This is a genomic window from Micromonospora olivasterospora (assembly GCF_007830265.1).
Classification (GTDB): Bacteria; Actinomycetota; Actinomycetes; order Mycobacteriales; family Micromonosporaceae; genus Micromonospora; species Micromonospora olivasterospora.
Genome location: NZ_VLKE01000001.1, coordinates 3,626,051 through 3,648,881 on the forward strand (window position 1 = coordinate 3,626,051; position 22,831 = coordinate 3,648,881).

Sequence of the window (22,831 nt, forward strand, 5' to 3'; positions counted from 1 at the left end):
GGCGTACCTGGGCCGCCGCCGGGGCGCGGGTGGCGGGTGGTGGGGATTGCTGATAGCTGTTGGGGGGTGACCCTGCACGACGACCTGCCCGGCGGCGATCCGCAACGGTTCGGCACCGAGGCCTTCTACGCCGCGATCGGCCGGGCGTTCGTCGCCATGTGCGCCGTCGTGCCGGTGCTGTTCCTGGTCGAGGCCCTCGACGTCGGCCTCGGCTACGACCTCGACCTGGCCGGCGGCATCATCCCGCGCCGCGTCGAGGGGCTGGACGGCGTCTTCTTCTCGCCGTTCCTGCACGCCGACTTCAACCACCTCTACAGCAACAGCGTGCCGCTGGTCCTGCTCGGCACCTTCGTGCTCGCGGCCGGCTTCCGGCGGTTCGTCTGGTCCACCGTCATGATCGTGCTGGTGAGCGGCCTCGGCGTGTGGTTCACCGGCTCGCCCGACACGGTGGTGGTCGGGGCGAGCGGGGTCATCTTCGGCTACCTCGGCGTCCTGCTCACCCGGGGCCTGGTCGAGCGCAGCTGGTGGAACTTCGCGGTGGTGCTGCTGGTCGGCCTGCTCTACGGCTGGCAGTTGTTCGGCATCCTGCCCACCGACGAGCGGATCTCCTGGCAGGGGCACCTCTTCGGGCTGGTCGGCGGGGTCGCCGCCGCCATCGTCTTCCGCCGCCGCTTCGACGCGGGAAACCGGCACGGCCCCACGCTGACGCCCCCGCTGTAGCCCGTTCCCGTCACACCGCGCTCGACCGCGGCCCGCGGCCCGCCGCCGGACCGGCAACGCGTGACGCCACCGTGGGACGTGCTTGCCCAGGTCAGCCTGCCGGCCTACCGTCAGCAGCAGCACGCGTTTTGCCGTGAGCGGAAGGCGACGGTACGCCATGCGCGAGGTCGATGTCGCAGTGATCGGCGCCGGTCCGGCCGGGCTCTTCGCCGCGTACTACGCGGGGTTCCGGGGGCTCTCGGTCGCGGTGGTCGACGCGCTGCCCGAGGCCGGCGGCCAGATCACGGCCATGTACCCGGAGAAGCTGATCCTCGACGTGGCCGGCTTCCCGGCGGTCAAGGGCCGCGAACTGGTGGCCAACCTCGTCGCCCAGGCCGCCCCGTTCCACCCGGAGTACCTGCTCGGCACCCGCGCCGAGAAGCTGTCGCACGCCGACGGTCGGCCGGTGCTCGGTCTCGCCGGCGGGGAGCAGCTCGCCTGCGGGGCGGTCGTCATCACCGGCGGGCTGGGCAGCTTCACCCCGCGTCCGTTGCCGGTGGCCGACAGCTTCGCCGGCAACGGGATCGTCTACTTCGTACCGGAGCCCGCCGCGCTCGCCGACCGGGACGTGCTGATCGTGGGCGGCGGGGACTCCGCGTTCGACTGGGCGCTGGCGTTGCAGCCGCTGGCCCGCTCGGTCACCCTCGTACACCGGCGGGAGAAGTTCCGCGCGCACGCCGCCACCGTCGCCCGGGTGCTCGGGCTGCCCGTACGCGTCGTCGTCAACGCCGAGGTCACCCGGCTGCACGGGGGCGGCGCCGTGACCGGCGCCGAGATCACCGTCCGGGGCGGGGCGAGCGAACTCCTGCCCGTGGACACGGTGGTGGCCGCGCTCGGCTTCACCGCCGACCTCGGCCCGCTCGCCGAGTGGGGGCTGCGGCTGGACCGCCGGCACATCGTGGTGGACAGCGCGATGGCGACGAACCTGCCCCGGGTCTTCGCCGCCGGGGACATCACCGAGTACCCGGGCAAGGTCCGGCTGATCGCCACGGGCTTCGGCGAGGCGGCGACCGCGGTCAACAACGCGGCCGTGGCTATCGACCCGAGCGCACACCTCTTTCCCGGCCACTCCTCGGACGCCGGCTGACGTTCCCGCCCCAGGGCCCGCGAGGGGCGGCGGCGCGGGACCGCGCGGCGTCGGGTCAGTCGCGGGGCAGGCCGATCAGGTCGGCCATCAGCGCGGTCTGGTGGTCGAAGTAGGCGTCCCGGTGCGGCGGCGCGCGCCTCGCCCTTTTTACCGGCGGGGCGGCGCGGCGAACGCGGCGACCAGCACCGCGACCAGGGTGAGCGCGGCGCCCAGCAGGGTCGCCGGCCCCGGGTGCGACGCCGCCGTCGGCAGCAGCACGTCGAGCAGGACGGCGCCGACGACCTGCCCGGCGATCGCCGCCAGGCCGAGCAGGAGCACGCCGGTGAACCGGACGACCGCCGCGGCGATCACGATGAACACGATGCCGATCGGGCCGCCCAGATAGAGCCACGGCTCGCCGGGGAGGGCACCGCCGGGGCGGCCGCGGACCGCGACGTCCACCGCGAACGCGACGAGCAGGGCGACGGTGCCGACGGCGAAGCTGACCACGGTGGCGGTCAGGGCGCTGCCGACGGCGCCCCGAACCCGGCCGTTCACCGCCTGCTGCCACGCGATGCCCACCCCGGCCAGCAGGGGCAGCAGGGCCAGGCCCAGGGTGCTCGGATCGCCGAGCCGGTCGCCCACCGACAGCAGCACGGCCAGCACCGTCAGCACCGCGCCCGCGAGTCGGGTCGGGGTGACGGGCTGCCGGCCCGCCGGGCCGACGCCCCACCGGTCCACGGCGAGGCTGCTGCCGGACTGGCCGGCGACCACCGCCACCGTGAACACCGCCACGCCGAGGGAGCCGATCGTCAGCCCCTGGGTGGCGACCATGAACGCGCCGCAGCCGCCGCCGAGGCACTGCCACGGCCGCAGCGACCCGTCGGCCAGCGCCGCGCGCAGCCGCGCCAGCCCGCGCCGTCCGCCGGGAGTGGCGGGGACCAGCACCAGCAGGGCCAGCAGCCCCAGGCCGAACGAGACCACCGCGGCGGCGATCCCGTCGCCGAGGCGTACACCCAGCTCGCCGTTGATCCGCGACTGCACCGCCACGGCGACCCCGGAGGCGGCGGCCAGCACCACGCCCACGACCCGGCGGGCGGCCGGCGCGGGCGGCGGGGCCGTCGTGCCGGCGCCCGCTCCGGCGCGACTCGTTGCCGCCCGGCTCACTCCTGCTCGGCCAGGGGGCGGCCGTCGAAGTCGACCGCCGAGTACAGCGCCAGCTTCTCCAGCCGGTGGTACGAGTCGATCACCCGGATCGTGCCGCTTTTCGACCGCATCACGATCGACTGCGTGTACGCCCCGCCGGCCCGGTAGCGCACGCCGCGCAGCAGGTCGCCGGACGTGATGCCGGTCGCCACGAAGAAGCAGTTGTCGCCGGCGACGAGGTCGTCGGTGGTGAGCACCCGGTCGAGGTCGTGCCCGGCGGCCAGCGCCTTCTCCCGCTCCTCCTCGTCGCGCGGCCACAGCTTGGCCTGCAACATCCCGCCCATGCACTTGAGCGCGCAGGCCGACGTTATCCCCTCGGGGGTGCCGCCGATGCCCATCAGCACGTCGACCTCCGACTCGCCCCGGGCGGCGGCGATGGCGCCGGCGATGTCGCCGTCGGAGATGAACCGGATGCCCGCCCCCGTACGGCGGACCTCCCGCACCAGCTCGTCGTGGCGGGGCCGGTCGAGCACGCAGACGTTGATCTCGGACACGTCGGTGCCCTTGACCTTGGCCATCCGGCGCAGGTTCTCGGCGACCCCGGCGTTGATGTCGACCACGTCGGCGTACAGCGGGCCGACGGCCAGCTTCTCCATGTAGAAGACCGCGCTCGGGTCGAACATGGCTCCCCGCTCGGCCACCGCGAGGACGGCCAGCGCGTTCGGCATGCCCTTGCTCATCAGCGTGGTGCCGTCGATCGGGTCGACCGCGACGTCCACCTCGGGACCCGTGCCGTCGCCGACCTCCTCGCCGTTGAAGAGCATCGGCGCGTTGTCCTTCTCGCCCTCGCCGATCACCACGACGCCCCGCATCGGGATCGAGTTGATCAACTTGCGCATGGCGTCGACGGCGGCCCCGTCGCCGCCCTCCTTGTCGCCCCGGCCGACCCACCGGCCGGCGGCCATCGCCGCGGCCTCCGTCACCCGGACCAGGTCGAGGGCGAGGTTGCGGTCGAGATTCTGGGGGGTCCGCGTCTCGGTGTTCGTCATGACGGCTTCCTCCTCGCGACGATGCGGGGTGGACCGGCAGCATGCGGCCGTCGCCGCTGCCAGCTTTGTCGCTGATCCTCACACGATCGCCAACCTATCGCCGGGCCGGGGCGGCGGTGGCCTGCTTCGCGGCAACCGGGGGCTGGAAGAATGGTGAGGTGGAGCCCGCACAGCCAGTCGACCGAACCCCCGCCGAGCCGACCCCGCCGCCGCGCGCCGGAGCCGGCGAGCCGGCCCTCGTCGAGCCCGCGTCCGCCGCCGGGGCGTCGCCCGGACCGGCCGCCGCCGACACGGGCCGTGGCGACGTGGCCCTCGCCGACCCGGCGTCCGCCGCCGGGGAGTCCCCGGTGCCGCCCGCCGGCCGCGACAAGGTCCGCTCCGAGCGGTCGCCGAAGGACATGGCGATCTCGATGCTGGTGCTGCTGATCCCGATCGCCCTGCTGCTCGCCTTCTACCGGGGGTTCCTCGGCGGCGACCAGCCGGCCACCGTCGACCCGGCCCCGGCGCTGGACCAGGCCCGCGCCGCCCAGGCGTTCCCGGTCACCCGGCCGGCCGGGCTCGGCCCCGACTGGAAGACGGTCAGCGCCAGCTACCGGAGCGTCGAGGGCGGTTCCAACCTGCGGCTCGGCTACCTCACCCCCGAGGGGCGGGGCGCGCAGGTGGTGCAGAGCGACGTACCGCCGGAGCGGCTGCTGCCCGCCGAGCTGACCGCCGAGGGCCGCCCGCAGGGGCCGACCGAGGTGAGCGGGCGGAGCTGGCAGTTGTACACGGCCCGGGGCAACGAGCAGGCGCTCGTCCTGCTCGAACCCGACCGCACCGTGATCGTGGTCGGCGACGCGCGGGAGAACGAGCTGCGCCAGCTCGCCGGGGCCCTCCACTAGTTCTCGGGTCGTCCGGCCGCCGGGCGTCCGCCGCCCCGCCCCGGCCGGGGCACCCGGCGCGTGGACGGGACCGGACAGGGATTGCGGAAGGCGGCGGCAGGGAACAGAAGGTACGCGACCTCGCCGGCTCGCTCCGCCAGCCGGACGGGACTCGTGCGCCGGAGCCAGCGTTCGGGCTGCGGCGCCACGCCTCCGGCGCCCCAGCGGGGCCGGACGACCCACGTGGAGAGGCTGACGTGACCATTCGACGCTTCAGCGCGGCGGTCTTCGCCGCGACGCTGCTCACTCCCGGGCTGGCCGCGTGCAACAGCACCGGGACCGGCGAGGTGGGGGCCTCGGCGTCCCCGACCGTGTCCGGCGGTACGGCCACCGGCAGCGCGGCCCCCGGCGCTGCCTCGCCCGGCGCCGGGGACGCCAAGCAGGCCCTGCTCAACTCGACCCGCGAGATCAGCACCGGCAACTTCCGCTTCACCATGACGGGCGTGGGCACCACCGCCGAGGGGCAGGTGCACGAGCCCAGCCAGAGTGCCCAGCTGCGGCTGACCCTCGGCGACGCCTCGTCCGACGTCATGATGAAGCTCGACGTGATCCACGCCAAGCCGGACAGCTGGGTCAAGGTCGACCTGGGCGGCCAGGCCGCCAAGCTGCCGGGCGTGCAGAACCTCAACCTCGGCAAGTACCAGCACCTCGACCAGTCCCGGATCAAGGGCAACCGCAACCTGGGCTTCGACTTCGACAAGGTCGACCCGGCCGGCAGCGAGGTGCTGACCCAGGGCGTCACCGACGTCCGGCAGACGGGCGAGGCCGCGTACGCCGGCACGATCGACGTGACGAAGGCCGCCGAGGCCGGCTCCCTGAACGCCGAACTGATCAAGGCGCTCGGCCAGCAGGCCCAGTCGCTGCCGTTCACCGCGAAGCTGGACCCGCAGGGCCGGCTCAGCGAGCTGGTCATCCAGATCCCGGCGTCCGGCCAGACCAAGGCCCAGGACATCCGGATCACGTACGCCGACTACGGCGCCGCGACCGCCGCCCAGCGCCCGCCGGCGGACCAGGTCGTGGAGGCCCCGAACGAGCTGTACAACCTGTTCAACTGACGGCTGACCGGGTGCGGGGGCGGCGCGCACGCCGTCCCGCACCCGTCGTCGCCGGTCGTCCCGGCGGGGTCCCGGGCCGCTGCCGCCGTCGGCCGGGCGGGCCCGTCAGTTGCCGGGCTGCGGGCGGGCCGCCTCGATCCGGGCCCGCGCGCCGTCGAGCCAGCGCTGGCACACCTCGGCCAGCCGCTCGCCGCGCTCCCACAGCGCCAGCGACTCCTCCAGCGAGGTGCCGCCGGCCTCCAGCCGCTCCACCACGGAGGCCAGCTCGGCCCGGGCCTGCTCGTAGCTGAGCCGCTCGTCCGGCCCGGCGTTCTTCTCGTCAGTCATCGGTCCCCATCCCAGCACATTCCGGCCTACCCGCCAGCCCCCGACCGTCGCGGTGATCCCTCACCCCGTCGCGGCTCGACCCTCGACCGTCGCCGCCAGCTCGCCCTCGGCGAGGCGCACCCGCAGCCGGTCGCCCCCGGCCACCTCGCCGGCCGCCCGGACGACGTGGCCGTCGGCCCGCTGCACGATCGCGTATCCACGGTCGAGGGTGGCGGCGGGGGACAGGGCGCGCAGCCGGGCCAGGGTGTGCCGCAGCTCGTCCTCCGCCGCGCCGAGCCGGTGGGCCAGGCAGCGCCCGGCCCGCTGGCGCAGCGCGCCGACCTCCGTGGCGCGCTGCTCCACCATCACCTGCGGCCGGGCCAGCACGGGCCGGGAGCGCAGCAGGTCGAGGCGGTGCGACTCCCGGTCGACGAGGTTGCGCACCGCCCGCTGGAGCCGGTGCCGGGCCTGCTCGATCAGGCGCAGCTCCTCGCCCAGGTCGGGCACCACCCGCTTGGCCGCGTCGGTCGGCGTGGAGGCCCGTACGTCGGCGACGTAGTCCAGCAGCGGGGCGTCCGTCTCGTGGCCGATCGCACTGACCACGGGCGTCCGGCAGGCGAAGACCGCCCGGCACAGTGCCTCGTCGGAGAACGGCAGCAGATCCTCGATGCCGCCCCCGCCCCGGGCGATGACGATCACGTCCACGGTCGGGTCGGCGTCGAGCACCTTCAGCGCGTCCACGATCTGCGGCACGGCGGTCGGGCCCTGCACCGCCACGTTGACCGTACGGAACTCCACGGCCGGCCAGCGGCGGCGGGCGTTGGTGAGCACGTCCCGCTCGGCGGCGGAGGCGCGGCCGGTGATCAGCCCGATCCGGCCCGGCAGGAACGGCAGCCGGCGCTTGCGGGCCCGGTCGAACAGGCCCTCGGCGGCCAGCAGCTTCTTCAGCTTCTCCAGCCGCGCCAGCAGCTCGCCGAGCCCGACCTGTCGGATCTCGTCGGCGCGCAGACTGAGCGTGCCCCGCGCCGCGTAGAACTCGGGCTTGGCGTGCAGCACCACCCGGGCGCCCTCGCGCAGCTCGGGGGCGCCGGCGTCGAGGACGTCCCGGTTGGTGGTGACGGTCAGGCTCAGGTCGGCCGACGGGTCTCGCAGGGTGAGGAAGACCGTGCTGGCCCCGGGGCGCCGGCTGATCTGCGCCACCTGCCCGTCCACCCACACCCAGCCGAGGCGGGCGATCCACGCCCCGACCTTCTGGCTGACGACCCGCACCGGCCACGGCTCGTCGGCGCTGCTCTTCGGGACCTCGGTCACCCGCCCACCCTACGGCCCGGGGCCGACACCACCCGAGACGATCATGACGTTGCCGGCGATGTCGATCTCCCCGGCTGCCGTCAACCTCATGATCAACGGAGTCAGGCCGGCCCCGGCCGCCGCCGTGGTGACGGTCGCAGCCGGTGTCGGCGCGGAGGGGGACACGTAGGATGGGCGGGTGACTCAGGCTGATGCGACGTCCCGGACCGGCAAGCGCGTGCTCCTGGCCAGGCCCCGCGGCTACTGCGCGGGCGTCGACCGGGCGGTGCAGACCGTCGAGGAGGCCCTGAAGCTCTACGGCGCGCCGATCTACGTGCGCAAGCAGATCGTGCACAACAAGCACGTCGTGCGCACCCTGGAGGCCAAGGGCGCGATCTTCGTGGAGGAGAACGAGGAGGTGCCGGAGGGCGCCACGGTCATCTTCTCCGCGCACGGCGTCGCCCCCGAGGTGTACGAGCAGGCGAAGGCGCGCTCGCTGAAGGCGATCGACGCGACCTGCCCCCTGGTGACGAAGGTGCACCAGGAGGCGAAGCGGTTCGCCGCGGAGGACTACGACATCCTGCTGATCGGCCACGAGGGGCACGAGGAGGTCGTCGGCACGACCGGCGAGGCCCCCGCGCACATCCAGCTCGTCGACGGCCCGGACGGTGCCGACAAGGTGACCGTGCGGGATCCGGGCAAGGTGGTCTGGCTCTCCCAGACGACGCTGTCGGTCGACGAGACGCTGGAGACGGTGGCCCGGCTGAAGCAGCGGCTGCCGCTGCTCCAGTCGCCGCCCAGCGACGACATCTGCTACGCCACCTCCAACCGCCAGCACGTGGTCAAGGAGATCGCCCCCGAGTGCGACGTGGTGCTCGTCGTCGGCTCGCGCAACTCCTCCAACTCGGTACGGCTGGTCGAGGTCGCCCTGGACGCCGGCGCCCGCGCCGGGCACCTGGTCGACTTCGCGCACGAGATCGACGACGCCTGGCTGACGGGGGCGACCACCGTCGGCCTCACCTCGGGCGCCAGCGTCCCCGACGAGCTGGTCCAGGAGGTGCTGGCGTACCTCGCCGAGCGCGGCTTCACCGACGTGGACGAGGTGGTCACCGCCAACGAGCGGCTGACCTTCTCGCTGCCGCAGGAGCTCAAGCGGGACATGCGGGCGGCGGCCGCCCGCGCCTGACCGTTCCGGCCGTCCTCGGGCGCACCTGGTGCGCCGGCCGGGCGTCCTCGTCCGCGTCCGCCGCATCGGCCCGCACCCGGCCGGTCCGCCCGGTGCCGGCGGTGGCCGGAACGGATCACGGATGCGCTGCGTCCGATCGGGTATGAAGACTCCTCGGACGCTCCTGGTGGCCCTGGCCGTCTGCGCGACGCTGGGCGCCTGCGGCGGCCAGGGCGCCGGCGACGCCACCTCCGCCACCAGCCCCTCGGAAGGGTCGACGGTGACCAGCCCGCCCAGCACCGGCCCGGCGGGCCCGACCGACCCGACCGACCCGGTCGCCCCGACCGACCCGGTCGCCCCGACCGCGCCCCGCCCACGAAGCCCACCGCCGGCCCGAGCCGCCCGCCGGGCCCCGGCGCCATGACGCTCACCGGCGTCGTGGAGGCCGGCGTGGAGCCGGGCTGCCGGATGCTCGACGGCTACCAGCTCATCGGCGGCCCCGCGGACGTCCTCGCCGCCGGGGCGAAGGTGACGGTCACCGGCCAGCCGAAGCCCGACATGCTCACCACCTGCCAGCAGGGCACCCCCTTCGTCGTGGAGTCCGCCCGTCGGGGCTGACCACCGACCGTCGAGGGCCGGGAAAGGACGGAGCCCGTCCCCGCGAAGCGGGGACGGGGACAGCGGGCCGTGAAGGAAATCCTTCGCGTCGCCGCGCGTCGAGTCACCGTGTTTGATCAACCTGTGATCAGGTCGTGACGTGAAGAGGCTCCGCCGCCGCGTCGAAGGTGCTAGTGATCGGCCGGCGTCGACCGTTCCGGCACTGTGGACGGCGGCTCCACCAGCTCGGGCGCCTGCGGCTGCCGGGGCGCCACCTCGACCTGCGCGGGGGTGGCCAGCTCCGCACCGGAGACGCCCAGCTCGGCGAGCTTGCGCGCGCTCACCAGCACCCGCGCCTCCAGCGAGCCGACCGCCCGGTTGTACGCGGTCACCGCCCCGCCCAGCGCCGAGCCCAGCTTGCCGACGTGGTCGCCCAACGTGGACAGCCGGCCGTACAGCTCCCGAGCGAGGGTGTGCACCGCCACCGCGTTGCGGGCCAGCGCCTCCTGCCGCCACGAGTACGCCACCGTGCGCAGCAGCGCGACCAGGGTGGCCGGCGTCGCGAGCACCACGTTGCGGGCGAACGCGTGCTCCAGCAGCGCCGGGTCGCGCTGCAACGCCACGTCGAGGAACGGGTCGGCCGGCACGAACAGCACCACGAACTCGGGGGCGGGGTCGAACGCCGCCCAGTAGGACTTCGCCGCGAGGGCGTCGACGTGCGCCCGCAGGTGGCGCGCGTGCGCGTCGAGGTGGCTGTCCCGGCCGCGCTCGTCGCGGGCCTCCATCGCCGTCAGGTACGCGTCGAAGGGCGCCTTCGCGTCCACCACGACCGAGCGCCCGCCGTGCAGCCTGACCACCAGGTCGGGGCGTACCCCCTGGTGGTCTGTGGCGGCGGTCACCTGCTCGTCGAAGTCGCAGTGCTCCAGCATGCCGGCGGCCTCGACGATGCGGCGCAGCTGGTGCTCGCCCCACCGGCCGCGCACCTGCGGCGCGCGCAGCGCGGCCACCAGCTGCTTGGTCTCGGTGCGCAGCTCGCCGGAGACCGCGCTCATCGCCCGGACCTGCTCGCGCAGCTCGGCGTACGCGTCGACCCGGTCCCGCTCCAGCTCGGCCACCCGGGACTCGTACCGCCGCAGGGTGTCGTGCAGCGGGGCCACCGCCCGGGCCACCGCCTCCTGCGACTGCGCGGTCGCCTCGTAGCTCAGCGCCCGCATCGACTGCTCCAGCCGCCCCTCGCCCTCGCGCACGGCCGCCAGGGTGGCCTCCAGCCGGGCGATCTCGGCCGCCGCCCGGGACCGGGCGGCGAACCAGCCCAGCCCGCCGCCCGCCGCAAGGCAGAGCAGCACCACGGCCAGCGTCGAGAAGCTCATGCCCCGAGCTTGCCAAACGCGTACGACGTGACGCCGCCGGGTACGTTCGGCGGTATGAGATTTCTGCCCGTCCTGCTCCTGCTGGCGCTGCTCGCCGCCGGGCTGCTCTGGTGGCGCCGGGAGAGCGCGGCCCGGGAGGCGCGCAGCCTGGCCGACGTACGGGCGGACGCCCTGCGCTGGTACGAGCGCCTCGGTGGGCAGGTGATGAACCTGCACGGCGACGACCCGGCGGTGCGCCAGGCGCTGGTCGACGCCGGTGAGCGGTACAACGCGGCGGGCGGGCAGCTGCAGCAGGCGCGGACGATCCAGCAGTACCGGCTGGCCCGCGAGACGGCGCTGGAGGGGCTGGCGTACGTCCGGGCGGCCCGGATCGCGCTGGGCATCGACCCCGGCCCCGAGCTGCCGCCGCTGGCCGCCGCGCAGGGCACCGGAGAGGTGACCCGGGAGCGCCAGGTGAACGTGCAGGGGCAGGTCTTCAAGGCCGGCCCGCGCCCCGGCCGGGACACGCCCTACTACTACCCGGGCGGGCGGTACGGCGGCCGGGCGGTGCCCGCCGGCTGGTACTCGACGCCGTGGTGGAAGACGGCGCTCGGGGCCGGCGCCGGGGTGCTCGGCGGCATGCTGATCGCCGACGCGCTGTTCTCGCCCGCGTTCGCCGACCCCGGCTACGGCTACGAGGCCGGCTACCAGGAGGGCTTCGGCGACGGCGCCGACCAGGCCGGCGACTTCGGCGGCGGCGACTTCGCCGGCTCTGGCGACTTCGGCTCCGGGGACTTCGGCGGCGACTTCGGCTCCGGGGATTTCGGCGGCGGCGACTTCGGCGGTGACTTCGGCGGCGGCGACTGGTAGCCCGCCCCGCGCCCCCTGATCCGCTCCGGCCCGCCCCCTGCCCGCCCCGCGTCGGACCGCGCCCGCACCGGCCGGTCCGGGGTGTTGACCAGGGCCCCCTGCTGTCCCGAAGGCGTCGACAGGGGGCCCTTCCTTACCGCTCAGCCGGTGTTGCGCATGCCGGCGGCGATGCCGTTGACCGTGGTGAGCAGGGCCCGCTCCAGGGCGGTGCCGTCGCTGGGCGCCCGCCGGCCGCCGGGGCGGTCGCGACGGCCCGGCCGGCGGCGCCCGAGTCCCGGTACTGCCGCAGCAGCGCCACCTGGAGGTGGTGCAGCGGCTCCAGGTAGGTGTCCCGCACCGCGAGGGTGCGCTGGAGCACCGGCGAGTTCTCCAGCAGGGCCGGCGAGCCGGTGACCGCCAACACCTCCCGCTTGGCCAGCTCGTACTCTTCCTCGATCTTGGTGAAGATCGGGTGCAGCTTCTTCGGCACCAGCGTCTCGACGTACCGGCGGGCGATGGCCAGGTCCGTCTTGGTCAGCATCATCTCGACGTTCGACAGGAACGTGCGGAAGAAGTGCCAGTTGCGGTGCATCTCCGCGAGCACGTCGTCCAGCCCGGCCGCGCGGGCCGCCGCCAGCCCCGAGCCCACGCCGAACCAGCCGGGCACGATCTGCCGGGTCTGCGTCCAACCGAACACCCAGGGGATGGCCCGCAGCCCGGCCAGCCCCGCGCCGGTGTTCGGGCGCTTCGCCGGCCGGGAGCCGATGTTCAGGGCGCCGAGCAGCTCGGTCGGGGTGGCCGCCCAGAAGTACGCGGGCAGGTCCGGGTCCTCCACCAGCGACCGGTACGACCGGAACGCCGCGTCGGAGACCACGTCCATTGCCGCGTCCCAGCGCTCCAGCATCTCGGCGGGCTGCCGGGGCCCGGTGTGCAGCAGGGTCGCCTGGAGCACCGCCGCCGTGGTCAGCTCCAGGTTCTCCCGGGCCAGCGCCGGCAGCGTGTACTTGTCGGAGATGACCTCACCCTGCTCGGTGACCTTGATCGCGCCGTCCAGGGTGCCGTACGGCTGGGCCAGGATCGCCTCGTGGGTCGGGCCGCCGCCGCGCCCGACCGTGCCGCCCCGGCCGTGGAACAGCCGCAGGTGCACCCCGTGCCGGGCGGCCACGTCGCGCAGCGCCCGCTGCGCCCGGTGGATCGACCACTGGCTGGTGGTGATGCCCGCCTCCTTGTTGGAGTCGGAGTAGCCCAGCATCACCTCCTGCACGTCGCCCCGGGCCGCCACGAGGGCCCGGTACGCGGGCAGCGACAGCAGCTCGTCCAGCAGGTCGCCGCCGGCATTCAGCTCCGCCGGGGTCTCCAGCAGCGGCACGAAGCCGACCCGGGCCCGGCCGCTGTGCACGTCCACCAGCCCGGCCTCGCGGGCCAGCACCACCGCCGCGAGGACGTCGTCCACGCCGAGCGTCATCGAGATGATGTACGACTCGATGACCTCCGCGCCGAACCGGTCCTGCGCGTCCCGGATCGTGCCGAACACGTCGAACGTCTTGCGGGCGCTCTGCGTCAGCGGGGTGTCCAGCGTCGAGAGCGGCCGCCGGCCGGTCAGCTCGTCGGCGAGGAGCTTGGTGCGCTCCAGCCGGCTCAGCCCCGGGTAGTCCGACACCTCGCCGACGGCCGCGTAGAGCTGGGCGAGCACCGCGTGGTGCGCCTCGGCGTGCTCGCGGACGTCCATGGTCGCCAGGTGCAGGCCGAACGCGGAGACCGTACGGATGGTGGAGGCGAGCCGGCCCACGGCGGTGAGCTGGCCGGAGTTGCGGGCCAGCGAGGCGCGCAGCAGCTCCAGGTCGGCGATCAGCTCGGCGGAGCCCCGGTAGTCCCGCCCCGGCACGTGCGCGGTGCCGTGCCGCAGCCGCTCCCGGGTGTTGGCCAGCTTCGCCTTCACGCACCGGGCCTTCAGCCGGTACGGCTCCTCGGCGTTGACCCGGCGGAACCGGGGGGCCACCTCGGGCAGCGCGTCCAGGTCGGCGGCGAGGCTCGCGGAGAGGTCCAGCGACACCCCGCGCAGCCGGCGGGACACCGAGACCTCCTTGATGAGCTGGTCCATCGCCTTCTCGGTGGCCTCGATGCCGTGCTCGTGCTGGATGCGCAGCACCTCGCCGGTGACCTGCGGGGTGACGAACGGGTTGCCGTCCCGGTCGCCGCCGATCCAGGTGCCGAACGTCAGCGGGCGGGCTGTCGGCGAGGTCTCCACGCCGAGGGCGCGCAGCGTGTCGGCGAGGTCGTCGAGGACCTGTGGGGCCGCCTCGGCGTGCAGGTCGCGCAGGTAGTAGATCGCGTTGCGGGCCTCGTCGGTCGGGTCCGGCCGGTCCAGTCGCAGCTCGTCGGTCTGCCACATCAGGTCGAGCAGCTCGGCGAGGCGCCGGTTGGCGGGCCCCTCGTCGCTGGCCCCGTACAGGATGGCGTTGGTGGTCTCGGCGTCCAGCTCGTCGGCGATCGCGCGCAGCTTCGACAGGATCGACCGGCGGGCCGCCTCGGTCGGGTGGGCGGTGAACACCGGCCGGATCGCGAGGCGGCGGGCCGCCGCGGCGATCTCCTCGGCGGGCACCCCGCGCTCCGCGATCATCTTGGCCGCCTGGTCCAGCCAGCCGCCCTGGATCGCCCGGCGGCGGCGCAGGTCGCGGGCCCGGTGCACCTGCTCGGTGATGTTGGCCAGGTGGAAGTAGGTGGAGAAGGCGCGGGCCAGCTTCGTCCCGGTGGTGACGTCGAGCCCGCCGAGCCGCTGGGCGGCGGTGGGGGCGTCGGAGCGGACGAGCGCCCGGATCTCCTCCACCAGGTCGAGTAGCGGACGGCCCTCCTGCCGGGCGAGGGTCTGCCCGAGCAGCGTGCCGAGTCGGCGGATGTCGGCCCGCAGGGCGGCGTCGGGGCCATCGTGGTCGTGCTGGTCGGTCACGGTGCGCTCCTTCCCAGAGTACGAAGGACAGCGCTGTCCGACTCCCTGGATCGTATCCGCGTCCGTCCGGGCCGCAGGAGGGGGCCTGGTCGGGTCCGTTTCCTCACGACCGGCGGCACCCGCCGGCCGCTCAGCCGTCCGGGTGCCCATCGTCGCCGCCCTGACCTGCGGGAACGGGGCGTCGAGCGGCGGGGCGCCGGCCCCGGACCAGGGCCGCCGTGAGCAATCCCACGACGCCGGCCACGGCCCAGGCCGCCAGGCCGCCCGCCGGCCAGCCCACCGACCGGCGGTCGAAGTAGACCGCCGACTTGATCAGATCCGTGGTGAGCCCCGGCACGTTCCAGCGGTGCATCCCGCGCATCCAGTCGGGCAGGAACTCGGGGGCGTAGACCCGCCGGAGCCGGGGTTGCCGAGCACCACCAACAACAGGATGACGATTCCGGTGCCGAGCAGGCCGAGCCAGCCCTGCACGGCGGCGGCGACCATCGCGGCGGCGAAGACGGCGAGCGCCCCGACGGCGGTGACCGCTCCGACGGAGTGGGGCCAGACGTCCAGCCCCGGCCCGACCAGCAGCGCACCCACGGGGCCGAGCACCACCGCGTACGCCGCGAGCGCGGCGATCCGCAGCCCGGCGCGGGCGAGGCCGCGGGGCGCGGTGCCGGTGCGCAGCCCGAGCGCGGTCGAGGCGAGGTAGCCGCCGAGGACGTACCCGACCGCCAGGTAGAACGGCACCAGTCCGCGGGGGTCGCTGCCCGCCACCGGCACCTCGTCGACGACCTGGAGCGGCAGCCGGGCCTGCTGGGCGGCCCCGGTGAGCACCTGCTCGACCAGTTCGGTGGCGGCCGGCGCGGACGCGCTGACTAGACGAGTGATAACCACGGTGGCCTGTGTGGATGGGACGCAGGTGCGGTGAACGGACGAGGGCCTCCATGATCGACGTTGCTACGCAACTATGACCATGGAGGCCATGTGCACGTCGATCTGGAGACCCTCGCTACCGCACTGTACGTGAAGATCGATGACGAGTTGAAAGCCCACCCTGATCTACGTCCGGCCCGCCCGGTGACCGGGTTCACCCCAGTGCTGTCGGACGCCGAACTGATCACGATGGCGGTCATGCAGTCGCTGCTGAACATCCGCTCCGAACGCCGGTGGGTCCGCTACCTGGCGAAGAACCTACGCGCGTTGTTCCCGGTCCAGCTGTCCCAGCCCGGCTACAACAAGCGACTGCGGGCCGCCCTGCCGCTGATCCAGCACTTCATCCGAGCATTGGCCTTCGACACCGATTTCTGGTTCGACAACCACTGGATCCTGGACTCCACCCCGGTCGAGTGCGGCCGGTCGAGGCCCACCGTGCAACGCTCGGACGCCGCCGGCTGGGCCACCTACGGCTACTGCGCGTCACACTCACGGTTCTTCTGGGGACTGCGCCTGTACCTGATCTGCACCCCGACCGGCCTGCCCATCATGTGGGCCCTGGCTGATGCGAAGATCGGCGAACGCGAGGTCGTGGAGTACATGCTCGACCGCGAGCCCGCCCTGCTCGCCGGCCGGCCCGGGCTGCTGCTGATCACCGACAAGGGCTTCGCCGCGAAACGCTTCGAGCAGGACCTGGCCGACCGCGGTGTCACCCTGCTACGACCCAACCGCAAGAAGGAGAAGCAACGCCCCGGCCAGGGCCTCCTGAAGGCCGTCCGCCAACTGATCGAGTCGGTCAACGACACGCTCAAGGGCCAACTCGACCTGGAACTACACGGCGGCCGTACCTTCGAAGGCATCGCGACCCGCGTTGCTCAACGCCTGCTCGCCCTGACCGCCGCCATCTGGCACAACCACAAGACCGGCCAGCCCGTCACCCGCAGCCTCATCGCCTACGACCACTGAACGCGCAGCAAACGCCGGTTATCAGTCGTCTAGGGCCAGCCGCAGCCCACCCTCGGGGGTGGTGGTGAGCACGCCGTACACCTCGCGGGCGGTCAGCCCGTCGTCGGCGGCGCCCGGGTTGTCGTACCCGACGGGTTTGATCGTGTCGGTCCGGCCGGCACGGCGGCCAGGACCGCCTGGGCGCGCTGGTCGCCGTTCACCAACCCGACCGGCACGTCGCGCGGCGTGGGCTTGTGCAGCGCCCCCACGTAGGCGGCGATGAACGCGGTGGCGAGCGCCAGGGTGCCGACCAGCAGCGCGGCCGCGCGGGGCAGCCAGGCGCGCACCGGGACGTCCGGCTCCTGGGTCACGTGGCCAGCCTAGGGGGCGATCTGCCCGTTCTGCGGGGTTTCGTGGTGCCCTGGTCAGGCGGCAGTCCGAGCGCCGAAAAGCGGTCGCGGGGCTCGGTAGCGTCTGTGCGTGCAGCCCCTGAGCTATCCGCCGAAGCCCCGGCCCGGTGACCGCGTCGCCGTCGTGTCACCCTCCGCCGGGCTGCCGGCGATCTTCCCCCACGTGTACGAGCTGGGCCTGCGCCGCATGCGGGAGGAGTTCGGCCTGGAGCCGGTCGAGTACCCGACCACCCGGGTGCTGGGGGCCGACCCGCGCGACCGGGCCCGGGACCTCACCGCCGCCTTCGCCGACCCGTCGATCACCGCGGTGCTCGCCACCGTGGGCGGGGACGACCTGATCACGGTCACCCCGCACCTCGACGACGACGTGCTGCGGGCCAACCCGAAGCCATACTTCGGCTACTCCGACAACACCAATCTGCTCAACCATCTGCACCGGCTCGGGATCGTGGCGTACCACGGCGGGTCCGTGCTGGTGCACCTCGGCCGCCCGGGTGCGGCGCACCCGCTCACCTTCGACTCGCTGCGCGCCGCCCTGTTCACCTCCGGCTGGTACGACCTGACCCCCGCGCCCGAGTGGGGCGACCAGCCGAACGACTGGCGCGACCCGGCGACGCTCGGCAGCGAGCCGCCGATGTTCCCCGGTGAGGGCTGGCACTGGCAGGGGCCGCAGCGGGTGGTGCGGGGCCACACCTGGGGCGGCAACCTGGAGATCCTGCACTGGCTGCTGGCCGCCGGCCGGGTCGCCCCGAACGCCGAGCTGGCCGGCTCGGTGCTGCTGGTCGAGACGTCGGAGGAGCTGCCGTCGGCGACCGAGGTGTACCGCATGCTGCGCAACATGGGTGAACGGGGCCTGCTCGCCGGCTTCCCGGCGGTGCTCGTCGGCCGGGCCAAGGCGTGGGACTTCGCGCGCCCGCACACCGTGGAAGAGCGCCGGGCGTACGCCGCCGAGCAGCGGGAGGCAGTGACCCGGGCGCTGGCCGAGTACGCCCCGGACGCCGTGGCCGTCTTCGACCTCGACATCGGCCACACCGACCCGCAGCTGATCGTCCCGTACGGCGGCGAGATCGAGGTCGACGCGGTCTCCCGCCGCATCTCGGTGCGCTACTGACCCGCGCGCCTGTGCGCGCCCGCCGCGCCCGCCGCGCCAAGATCCGCGCAAGTTCATGGAAATAGTGGCCTCGCGAGGCGCCTGATACCACTATTTCCGTGAAACTGCGCGCGAAGGACGGCGGGCGCGAGTGTGGGCCGGTTCACTGCGTGGGGTGAGCGCGGACGAAGACACCCGCGCCCGGCGCACCCTCCACGAGTCCTCGTGCCTTGAGCCAGTCGACGGCGGAGCGCACCACCTGACGGGACACGTCGAACTCGGCGCAGAGTTCGGTGCCGGAGGGCAGCTTCGCGCCGGGCGGATACTCGCCCGACTCGATGCGCTCGGTCAGGGTGTCGATGAGACGTTGTTTCTTCGTGTACGCAGGCATGGGCTGACTTCCGTGGCAGGTAACGCCCATGTGATCACGGTTGCCGGTAGAGCGTCAATGAAATGTGGTGACAGGTGTTGGCCTGGCATGACAGGTAGTCATAGGTTGATCGGGGTGACCATGGCAGGTCTCCTCAGCCAACAGAGCGGCCCGGGGCGGAGGTGGCACTCCGCTCCCCGGGCCTTGACCGGGAAGGACCCCCGGCCCATGAGCAATCTATCGAACACTGGCCATCCGCCGTGGTGCCTGCGTGGCCCGGACTGTGCCGGCCCGAACGACCTGCACCTGTCCCGCCTGGTCGGCACCGCCGTCCGAGGGGACGAGGTGATCCAGGTCAGGATCGGCCTGTGGCGGATGGATGTCGGGAAGACCCCGCCGTCCGGCCTCCTGTTGGAACTCTCCGCGGGCTCGGACGTCGAACGGTGGCCGGTCGACCTGGCCCAGTCCCGTGCGCTGGCCCACCTGTCCCAGCGGTTGGTGCGTCAGCTCGATCCGGGATCGCTTCGCGCCGCGTGAGCCCTTGCCGAGCCGCTTGATCGACTCCAGTTCCCCGACATGGCGGCATCCGGCGCGCTCGGACACCGCCATGTCGGGGAACTGGCGCGAACGGCCCCGGCGCGGCGGGCCGAGTGCCGGGCGGGGCCGGCGAGCGGGGATAGGCTGGTGGTCGTGAACCCCCCGTCCGGCCGGACGCGGGGTCGTCGTCGTGCGTCGACCTCCTGGAAGTGATCTCGAGATGCTCACCGGACTCTTCGCCGCCGCCCTGGCCGACCCCGGGCTGGCCCGGGCGCGTGACCTGGCGCGCTCCGGTGCCGCCCAGGTCGACGGCCTCGACATCACCGCCCCGGCGGCGCTGCGCCCGTTCGCGGTGGCCGCCGTCGCCGCCGACGAGCCGGCGGGCGGGGCCGGCCGGCCCGTGCTGGCCGTGACCGCGACCAGCCGGGAGGCCGACGACCTGGCCTCCGCGCTGGGCAGCCTGCTGCCGCCCGAGCAGGTGGCGGTGTACCCGTCCTGGGAGACGCTGCCGCACGAGCGGCTCTCGCCCCGCTCCGACACCGTCGGCCGGCGGCTGGCGGTGCTGCGCCGGCTCGCCCACCCGGACGCCGCCGACGCGCACGGCCGCACCGGGCCGCTGCGGGTGGTCGTCGCGCCGGTCCGCTCGCTGCTCCAGCCGCAGCTCAAGGGCCTGGGCGACCTGGAGCCGGTGCGGCTCGCCGCCGGGGACGAGGCCGACCTGGAGGCCGTCGCCCGCCGGCTCGCCGACATGGCGTACGCCCGGGTCGACCTGGTCACCAAGCGCGGCGAGTTCGCCGTGCGCGGCGGCATCCTCGACGTCTTCCCGCCCACGGACGAGCACCCGTCCCGGGTGGAGTTCTGGGGCGACGAGGTCGAGGAGATCCGCACCTTCGCCGTCGCCGACCAGCGGACCATCGAGGCCGTACCGCTGCTCTGGGCGCCGCCGTGCCGGGAGCTGCTGCTCACGCCGGACGTGCGGGAGCGGGCCGCGGCCCTCGCGGTGGAGCATCCCGAGCTGGCCGAGATCCTCGACAAGCTGGCCGGGGGCGTACCGGTCGAGGGCATGGAGTCCCTGGCCCCGGCGCTGGTCGGCCCGGACTCGCTGGAGCTGCTGCTCGACTGCATGCCGGCCGGCACGCACGTGCTGCTCTCCGACCCGGAGCGGATCCGCACCCGGGCGCACGACCTGGTCCGTACCTCGGAGGAGTTCCTCCAGGCGAGCTGGGCCGCCGCGGCCGTCGGCGGCCAGGCCCCGGTGGACCTGGGCGCCGCGGCCTTCCGCACGCTGGCCGACGTGCGCGCCGCGGCCCGCGCCCTCGGCCAGCCCTGGTGGACCCTGGCGCCGTTCGGCCTGGTCGACGGCCTTGCTGCGGACCAGGGCGGCGACCATCGGCGCGGCGGCCGAACCACGGCCGGGGCCGCCGCCCCGCAGCCGTGGGAGGACGCGCCGGGCGAGGTCGACGTGACCCCCGACGACGCGATCGCGGTGACCCTGGCCGCCCAGCCCGCCCCGCTGTACCACGGCGAGACCGGCCGGGTGGTCGAGGACCTCAAGCGCTGGGCCGGCGACGGCTGGTCGACCGCGCTGGTGTTCGAGGGGCACGGTCCCGCCCAGCGGGCCGTCGAGGTGCTGCGCGACGCCGGCCTCGGCGCCCGGTTCACCGAGGAGGTGACCGCCCCGCCCGGCCCCGGCGAGCTGGTCGTGACCTGCGGCCGGCTGATCGCCGGGTTCGTCGCCGAGGCGTCCCGGTTCGTGCTGCTCACCGGCGACGACGTCACCGGCGGCCGGGGCACCTCGACGCGGGACATGCGCAAGCTGCCGAGCCGGCGGCGCAACACCATCGACCCGCTGGAGCTGCGGGCCGGCGACCACGTCGTGCACGAGCAGCACGGCATCGGCCGGTACGTCGAGTTGGTGCAGCGCACCGTCAACGGCGCGTCCCGGGAGTACCTGGTCATCGAGTACGCCCCGAGCAAGCGCGGCCAGCCCGGCGACCGGCTCTTCGTCCCCACCGACCAGCTCGACCAGCTCTCCCGGTACGTCGGCGGGGAGCAGCCGGCCCTGCACAAGATGGGCGGCGCGGACTGGCAGAAGTCCAAGGCCCGCGCCCGCAAGGCGGTGCGCGAGATCGCCGCGCAGCTCATCCAGCTCTACGCCGCCCGCAAGGCGTCCAAGGGACACGCCTTCGGGTCGGACACCCCGTGGCAGCGGGAGCTGGAGGACGCCTTCCCCTGGCAGGAGACGCCGGACCAGCTCGCCGCCATCGAGGAGGTCAAGCGGGACATGGAGCAGACCGTCCCGATGGACCGCCTGATCTGCGGCGACGTCGGGTACGGCAAGACCGAGATCGCGGTGCGGGCGGCGTTCAAGGCGGTGCAGGACGGCAAGCAGGTGGCGGTGCTGGTGCCCACCACCCTGCTCGTGCAGCAGCACTACAACACGTTCTTCGAGCGGATGAGCCAGTTCCCGGTCACCATCCGGCAGCTGTCCCGGTTCCAGACGCCGAAGGAGTCCGAGCAGACGCTGGCGATGGTGGGCGACGGCACCGCCGACATCGTCATCGGCACGCACCGGCTGCTGCAGACCGCCACCCGGTTCAAGTCGCTGGGGCTGGTCATCGTCGACGAGGAGCAGCGCTTCGGCGTCGAGCACAAGGAGCACCTGAAGACGCTGCGCGCCTCGGTCGACGTGCTGAGCATGTCGGCCACCCCGATCCCGCGGACGCTGGAGATGGCGATCACCGGCATCCGGGAGATGTCGACCATCGCCACCCCGCCGGAGGAGCGGCACCCGGTGCTCACCTTCGTCGGGGCGTACGACGACCGGCAGGTGGCGGCGTCCATCCACCGCGAGCTGCTGCGCGACGGGCAGGTGTTCTACCTGCACAACCGGGTCGAGTCGATCGACCGGGCGGCGCGGCGCATCCGCGAGCTGGTGCCCGAGGCGCGGGTCGCCGTGGCGCACGGCCAGATGGGCGAGGACGCGCTCGAGAAGGTCATGGTCGGCTTCTGGGAGAAGGAGTTCGACGTCCTGGTCTGCACCACGATCGTGGAGTCGGGCATCGACATCCCGAACGCCAACACCCTGATCGTGGAGCGCGCGGACCTGCTCGGCCTGGCCCAGCTCCACCAGATCCGCGGCCGGGTCGGCCGGGGCCGGGAGCGGGCGTACGCGTACTTCCTCTACCCGCCGGAGAAGCCGCTCACCGAGCACGCCCACGAGCGGCTGGCGACCATCGCCCAGCACACCGAGCTGGGCGCCGGCATGTACGTGGCGATGAAGGACCTGGAGATCCGCGGCGCGGGCAACCTGCTCGGCGGCGAGCAGTCCGGCCACATCGAGGGCGTCGGCTTCGACCTGTACGTGCGGATGGTCGGCGAGGCGGTGCAGGCCTTCAAGGGCGAGCGCCCCGAGTCCGACGGCACGGTGGAAGACGTCCGAATCGATCTCCCGGTCGACGCGCACCTGCCGCACGACTACGTCGGGGTGGAGCGGCTGCGGCTGGAGATGTACCGCAAGCTCGCCGAGGCGCGCGACGAGGAGCGGCTGCGCGAGGTGGTGGCGGAGATGACCGACCGGTACGGCGAGCCGCCCGCCCCGGTGCAGAACCTGGTCGCGGTGGCGCGGTTCCGGCTGCTGGCCCGCCGGTACGGCCTCGCCGACGTCTCGATGCAGGGCAAGCACATCCGGTTCGGCCCGCTGCCGCTGCCCGACTCGAAGCAGCTGCGGCTCAAGCGCTACCACCCGGACGCGGTCTACAAGCAGGCGACCGACCAGGTCAGCGTGCCCCGGCCGAGCACCCGCCGGGTGGGGGGCGAGCCGCTGCGCGACCAGGCCCTGCTGGAGTGGTGCGCGCAACTGCTCACCGATGTCCTCGGCGAGCCCGGGGAGCGGGCCGGTTCTGCCCGGCCCGCGGTGGCGAGCGGAAGGTGACACCGGGGGAGCCGGTCGCGGCGCAGCCGGTCGGGGCGGGCGCCCGGTGAGGCGGCGCCGACGGCCCCGGCGCGCCCCCGGTGACCGGTACGTTCCTGGTGGGCGGCGTCACAGCCGGCGGGCACGCAT

The 22,831-nt window shown here is 74.0% G+C and carries 21 protein-coding genes and 1 pseudogene; 12 read left to right on the plus strand and 10 right to left on the minus strand.

Annotated elements, in window-relative coordinates:
• Nucleotides 1-66: 66 nt before the first annotated feature.
• Both JD77_RS16600 and JD77_RS16605 read left to right on the plus strand, forming a co-directional pair.
• Complete coding sequence (locus JD77_RS16600; protein ID WP_145775210.1) at nucleotides 67-720, plus strand: rhomboid family intramembrane serine protease; 654 nt, start codon at nucleotides 67-69, stop codon at nucleotides 718-720.
• A 157-nt stretch (nucleotides 721-877) separates the two neighbouring features.
• Complete coding sequence (locus tag JD77_RS16605) at nucleotides 878-1,846, plus strand: NAD(P)/FAD-dependent oxidoreductase (protein ID WP_145775211.1); 969 nt, start codon at nucleotides 878-880, stop codon at nucleotides 1,844-1,846.
• A gap of 147 nt (nucleotides 1,847-1,993) precedes the next feature.
• On the opposite strand, the gene JD77_RS16610 is transcribed toward JD77_RS16605, so the two are convergent.
• Together JD77_RS16610 and glpX are read right to left on the minus strand one after the other, a co-directional pair.
• Complete coding sequence (locus JD77_RS16610; RefSeq protein ID WP_145775212.1) at nucleotides 1,994-2,992, minus strand: DMT family transporter; 999 nt, start codon at nucleotides 2,990-2,992, stop codon at nucleotides 1,994-1,996.
• Nucleotides 2,989-4,020: a class II fructose-bisphosphatase gene (gene glpX, locus JD77_RS16615; RefSeq protein ID WP_145775213.1), complete on the minus strand. Its 1,032-nt coding sequence runs from the start codon at nucleotides 4,018-4,020 to the stop codon at nucleotides 2,989-2,991. Before glpX ends, JD77_RS16610 begins: the two co-directional genes overlap by 4 nt.
• A gap of 158 nt (nucleotides 4,021-4,178) precedes the next feature.
• Between glpX and JD77_RS16620 the strand changes: the two genes are divergently transcribed.
• Entirely contained in the window at nucleotides 4,179-4,901 is a 723-nt protein-coding gene (locus JD77_RS16620; RefSeq protein WP_211372587.1) for a DUF4245 domain-containing protein, read from the plus strand.
• A gap of 236 nt (nucleotides 4,902-5,137) precedes the next feature.
• Entirely contained in the window at nucleotides 5,138-5,995 is an 858-nt protein-coding gene (locus JD77_RS16625; protein WP_145775215.1) for a hypothetical protein, read from the plus strand.
• 105 nt (nucleotides 5,996-6,100) lie between these two features.
• Here the strand turns inward: JD77_RS16625 and JD77_RS16630 are convergent, their stop codons facing one another.
• The gene (locus JD77_RS16630; RefSeq protein ID WP_145775216.1) at nucleotides 6,101-6,322 is read right to left on the minus strand and encodes an exodeoxyribonuclease VII small subunit; all 222 of its coding nucleotides are present in this window, start codon (nucleotides 6,320-6,322) and stop codon (nucleotides 6,101-6,103) included.
• Nucleotides 6,323-6,382: 60 nt separating this feature from the next.
• Nucleotides 6,383-7,612 carry an exodeoxyribonuclease VII large subunit gene (xseA, locus tag JD77_RS16635; RefSeq protein ID WP_145775217.1) on the minus strand — a complete coding sequence of 410 codons (1,230 nt, stop codon included), beginning with the start codon at nucleotides 7,610-7,612 and terminating at the stop codon, nucleotides 6,383-6,385.
• A gap of 178 nt (nucleotides 7,613-7,790) precedes the next feature.
• On the opposite strand from xseA, the gene JD77_RS16640 reads away from it, so the two are divergent.
• The 3 genes from JD77_RS16640 to JD77_RS33680 all read left to right on the plus strand — a co-directional run bounded on the left by JD77_RS16640 (nucleotide 7,791) and on the right by JD77_RS33680 (nucleotide 9,374).
• Nucleotides 7,791-8,777 carry a 4-hydroxy-3-methylbut-2-enyl diphosphate reductase gene (locus tag JD77_RS16640; protein ID WP_145775218.1) on the plus strand — a complete coding sequence of 329 codons (987 nt, stop codon included), beginning with the start codon at nucleotides 7,791-7,793 and terminating at the stop codon, nucleotides 8,775-8,777.
• Between the two features lie 142 nt (nucleotides 8,778-8,919).
• Entirely contained in the window at nucleotides 8,920-9,180 is a 261-nt protein-coding gene (locus JD77_RS33675; RefSeq protein ID WP_246140706.1) for a hypothetical protein, read from the plus strand.
• A complete protein-coding gene (locus tag JD77_RS33680) occupies nucleotides 9,177-9,374 on the plus strand; it encodes a hypothetical protein (protein WP_246140707.1) in 198 nt (65 codons plus the stop codon). Before JD77_RS33675 ends, JD77_RS33680 begins: the two co-directional genes overlap by 4 nt.
• 170 nt (nucleotides 9,375-9,544) lie before the next feature.
• Here the strand turns inward: JD77_RS33680 and rmuC are convergent, their stop codons facing one another.
• Nucleotides 9,545-10,723 carry a DNA recombination protein RmuC gene (gene rmuC / locus JD77_RS16650; RefSeq protein ID WP_145775219.1) on the minus strand — a complete coding sequence of 393 codons (1,179 nt, stop codon included), beginning with the start codon at nucleotides 10,721-10,723 and terminating at the stop codon, nucleotides 9,545-9,547.
• A gap of 54 nt (nucleotides 10,724-10,777) precedes the next feature.
• Here rmuC and JD77_RS16655 point away from each other — a divergent pair, with 54 nt between their 5' ends.
• Nucleotides 10,778-11,572: a hypothetical protein gene (locus JD77_RS16655; RefSeq protein WP_145775220.1), complete on the plus strand. Its 795-nt coding sequence runs from the start codon at nucleotides 10,778-10,780 to the stop codon at nucleotides 11,570-11,572.
• Nucleotides 11,573-11,712: 140 nt separating this feature from the next.
• Here the strand turns inward: JD77_RS16655 and ppc are convergent.
• The 3 genes and pseudogenes from ppc to JD77_RS16665 all read right to left on the minus strand — a co-directional run bounded on the left by ppc (nucleotide 11,713) and on the right by JD77_RS16665 (nucleotide 15,377).
• Nucleotides 11,713-14,498: pseudogene (gene ppc, locus JD77_RS16660) on the minus strand (phosphoenolpyruvate carboxylase).
• Between the two features lie 130 nt (nucleotides 14,499-14,628).
• Nucleotides 14,629-14,835: a hypothetical protein gene (locus JD77_RS33685; protein WP_246140708.1), complete on the minus strand. Its 207-nt coding sequence runs from the start codon at nucleotides 14,833-14,835 to the stop codon at nucleotides 14,629-14,631.
• A complete protein-coding gene (locus JD77_RS16665) occupies nucleotides 14,811-15,377 on the minus strand; it encodes a hypothetical protein (RefSeq protein WP_246140709.1) in 567 nt (188 codons plus the stop codon). The genes JD77_RS33685 and JD77_RS16665 overlap by 25 nt, the downstream gene beginning before the upstream one ends.
• Nucleotides 15,378-15,467: 90 nt before the next feature.
• Here JD77_RS16665 and JD77_RS16670 point away from each other — a divergent pair, with 90 nt between their 5' ends.
• Nucleotides 15,468-16,382 (plus strand): IS982 family transposase, encoded by a 915-nt coding sequence (locus JD77_RS16670; RefSeq protein ID WP_145775221.1) that lies wholly within the window; start codon nucleotides 15,468-15,470, stop codon nucleotides 16,380-16,382.
• A 92-nt stretch (nucleotides 16,383-16,474) separates the two neighbouring features.
• On the opposite strand, the gene JD77_RS16675 is transcribed toward JD77_RS16670, so the two are convergent.
• Nucleotides 16,475-16,732 (minus strand): hypothetical protein, encoded by a 258-nt coding sequence (locus JD77_RS16675; RefSeq protein WP_211372588.1) that lies wholly within the window; start codon nucleotides 16,730-16,732, stop codon nucleotides 16,475-16,477.
• 109 nt (nucleotides 16,733-16,841) lie between these two features.
• On the opposite strand from JD77_RS16675, the gene JD77_RS16680 reads away from it, so the two are divergent.
• A complete protein-coding gene (locus JD77_RS16680) occupies nucleotides 16,842-17,882 on the plus strand; it encodes a S66 family peptidase (protein ID WP_145775222.1) in 1,041 nt (346 codons plus the stop codon).
• A 142-nt stretch (nucleotides 17,883-18,024) separates the two neighbouring features.
• Here JD77_RS16680 and JD77_RS16685 read toward each other — a convergent pair whose 3' ends face one another.
• Nucleotides 18,025-18,252: a winged helix-turn-helix domain-containing protein gene (locus JD77_RS16685; protein ID WP_145775223.1), complete on the minus strand. Its 228-nt coding sequence runs from the start codon at nucleotides 18,250-18,252 to the stop codon at nucleotides 18,025-18,027.
• A gap of 207 nt (nucleotides 18,253-18,459) precedes the next feature.
• On the opposite strand from JD77_RS16685, the gene JD77_RS16690 reads away from it, so the two are divergent.
• Together JD77_RS16690 and mfd are read left to right on the plus strand one after the other, a co-directional pair.
• On the plus strand, nucleotides 18,460-18,768 hold the full coding sequence (locus JD77_RS16690) for a hypothetical protein (protein ID WP_145775224.1): 309 nt from the start codon (nucleotides 18,460-18,462) through the stop codon (nucleotides 18,766-18,768).
• A 220-nt stretch (nucleotides 18,769-18,988) separates the two neighbouring features.
• Nucleotides 18,989-22,702 carry a transcription-repair coupling factor gene (mfd, locus tag JD77_RS16695; protein ID WP_145775225.1) on the plus strand — a complete coding sequence of 1,238 codons (3,714 nt, stop codon included), beginning with the start codon at nucleotides 18,989-18,991 and terminating at the stop codon, nucleotides 22,700-22,702.
• Nucleotides 22,703-22,831 lie beyond the last annotated feature (129 nt).

Excerpts from the sequence above, each read along its gene's own strand:
- JD77_RS16605 (WP_145775211.1), top strand. The coding sequence starts at position 878 with ATGCGCGAGGTCGATGTCGCAGTGATCGGCGCCGGTCCGGCCGGGCTC.
- glpX (WP_145775213.1), bottom strand. The coding sequence starts at position 4,020 with ATGACGAACACCGAGACGCGGACCCCCCAGAATCTCGACCGCAACCTC.
- JD77_RS16630 (WP_145775216.1), bottom strand. The coding sequence starts at position 6,322 with ATGACTGACGAGAAGAACGCCGGGCCGGACGAGCGGCTCAGCTACGAG.
- JD77_RS33675 (WP_246140706.1), top strand. The coding sequence starts at position 8,920 with ATGAAGACTCCTCGGACGCTCCTGGTGGCCCTGGCCGTCTGCGCGACG.
- JD77_RS33680 (WP_246140707.1), top strand. The coding sequence starts at position 9,177 with ATGACGCTCACCGGCGTCGTGGAGGCCGGCGTGGAGCCGGGCTGCCGG.
- rmuC (WP_145775219.1), bottom strand. The coding sequence starts at position 10,723 with ATGAGCTTCTCGACGCTGGCCGTGGTGCTGCTCTGCCTTGCGGCGGGC.
- JD77_RS16655 (WP_145775220.1), top strand. The coding sequence starts at position 10,778 with ATGAGATTTCTGCCCGTCCTGCTCCTGCTGGCGCTGCTCGCCGCCGGG.
- JD77_RS16685 (WP_145775223.1), bottom strand. The coding sequence starts at position 18,252 with ATGCCTGCGTACACGAAGAAACAACGTCTCATCGACACCCTGACCGAG.
- JD77_RS16690 (WP_145775224.1), top strand. The coding sequence starts at position 18,460 with ATGAGCAATCTATCGAACACTGGCCATCCGCCGTGGTGCCTGCGTGGC.
- mfd (WP_145775225.1), top strand. The coding sequence starts at position 18,989 with ATGCTCACCGGACTCTTCGCCGCCGCCCTGGCCGACCCCGGGCTGGCC.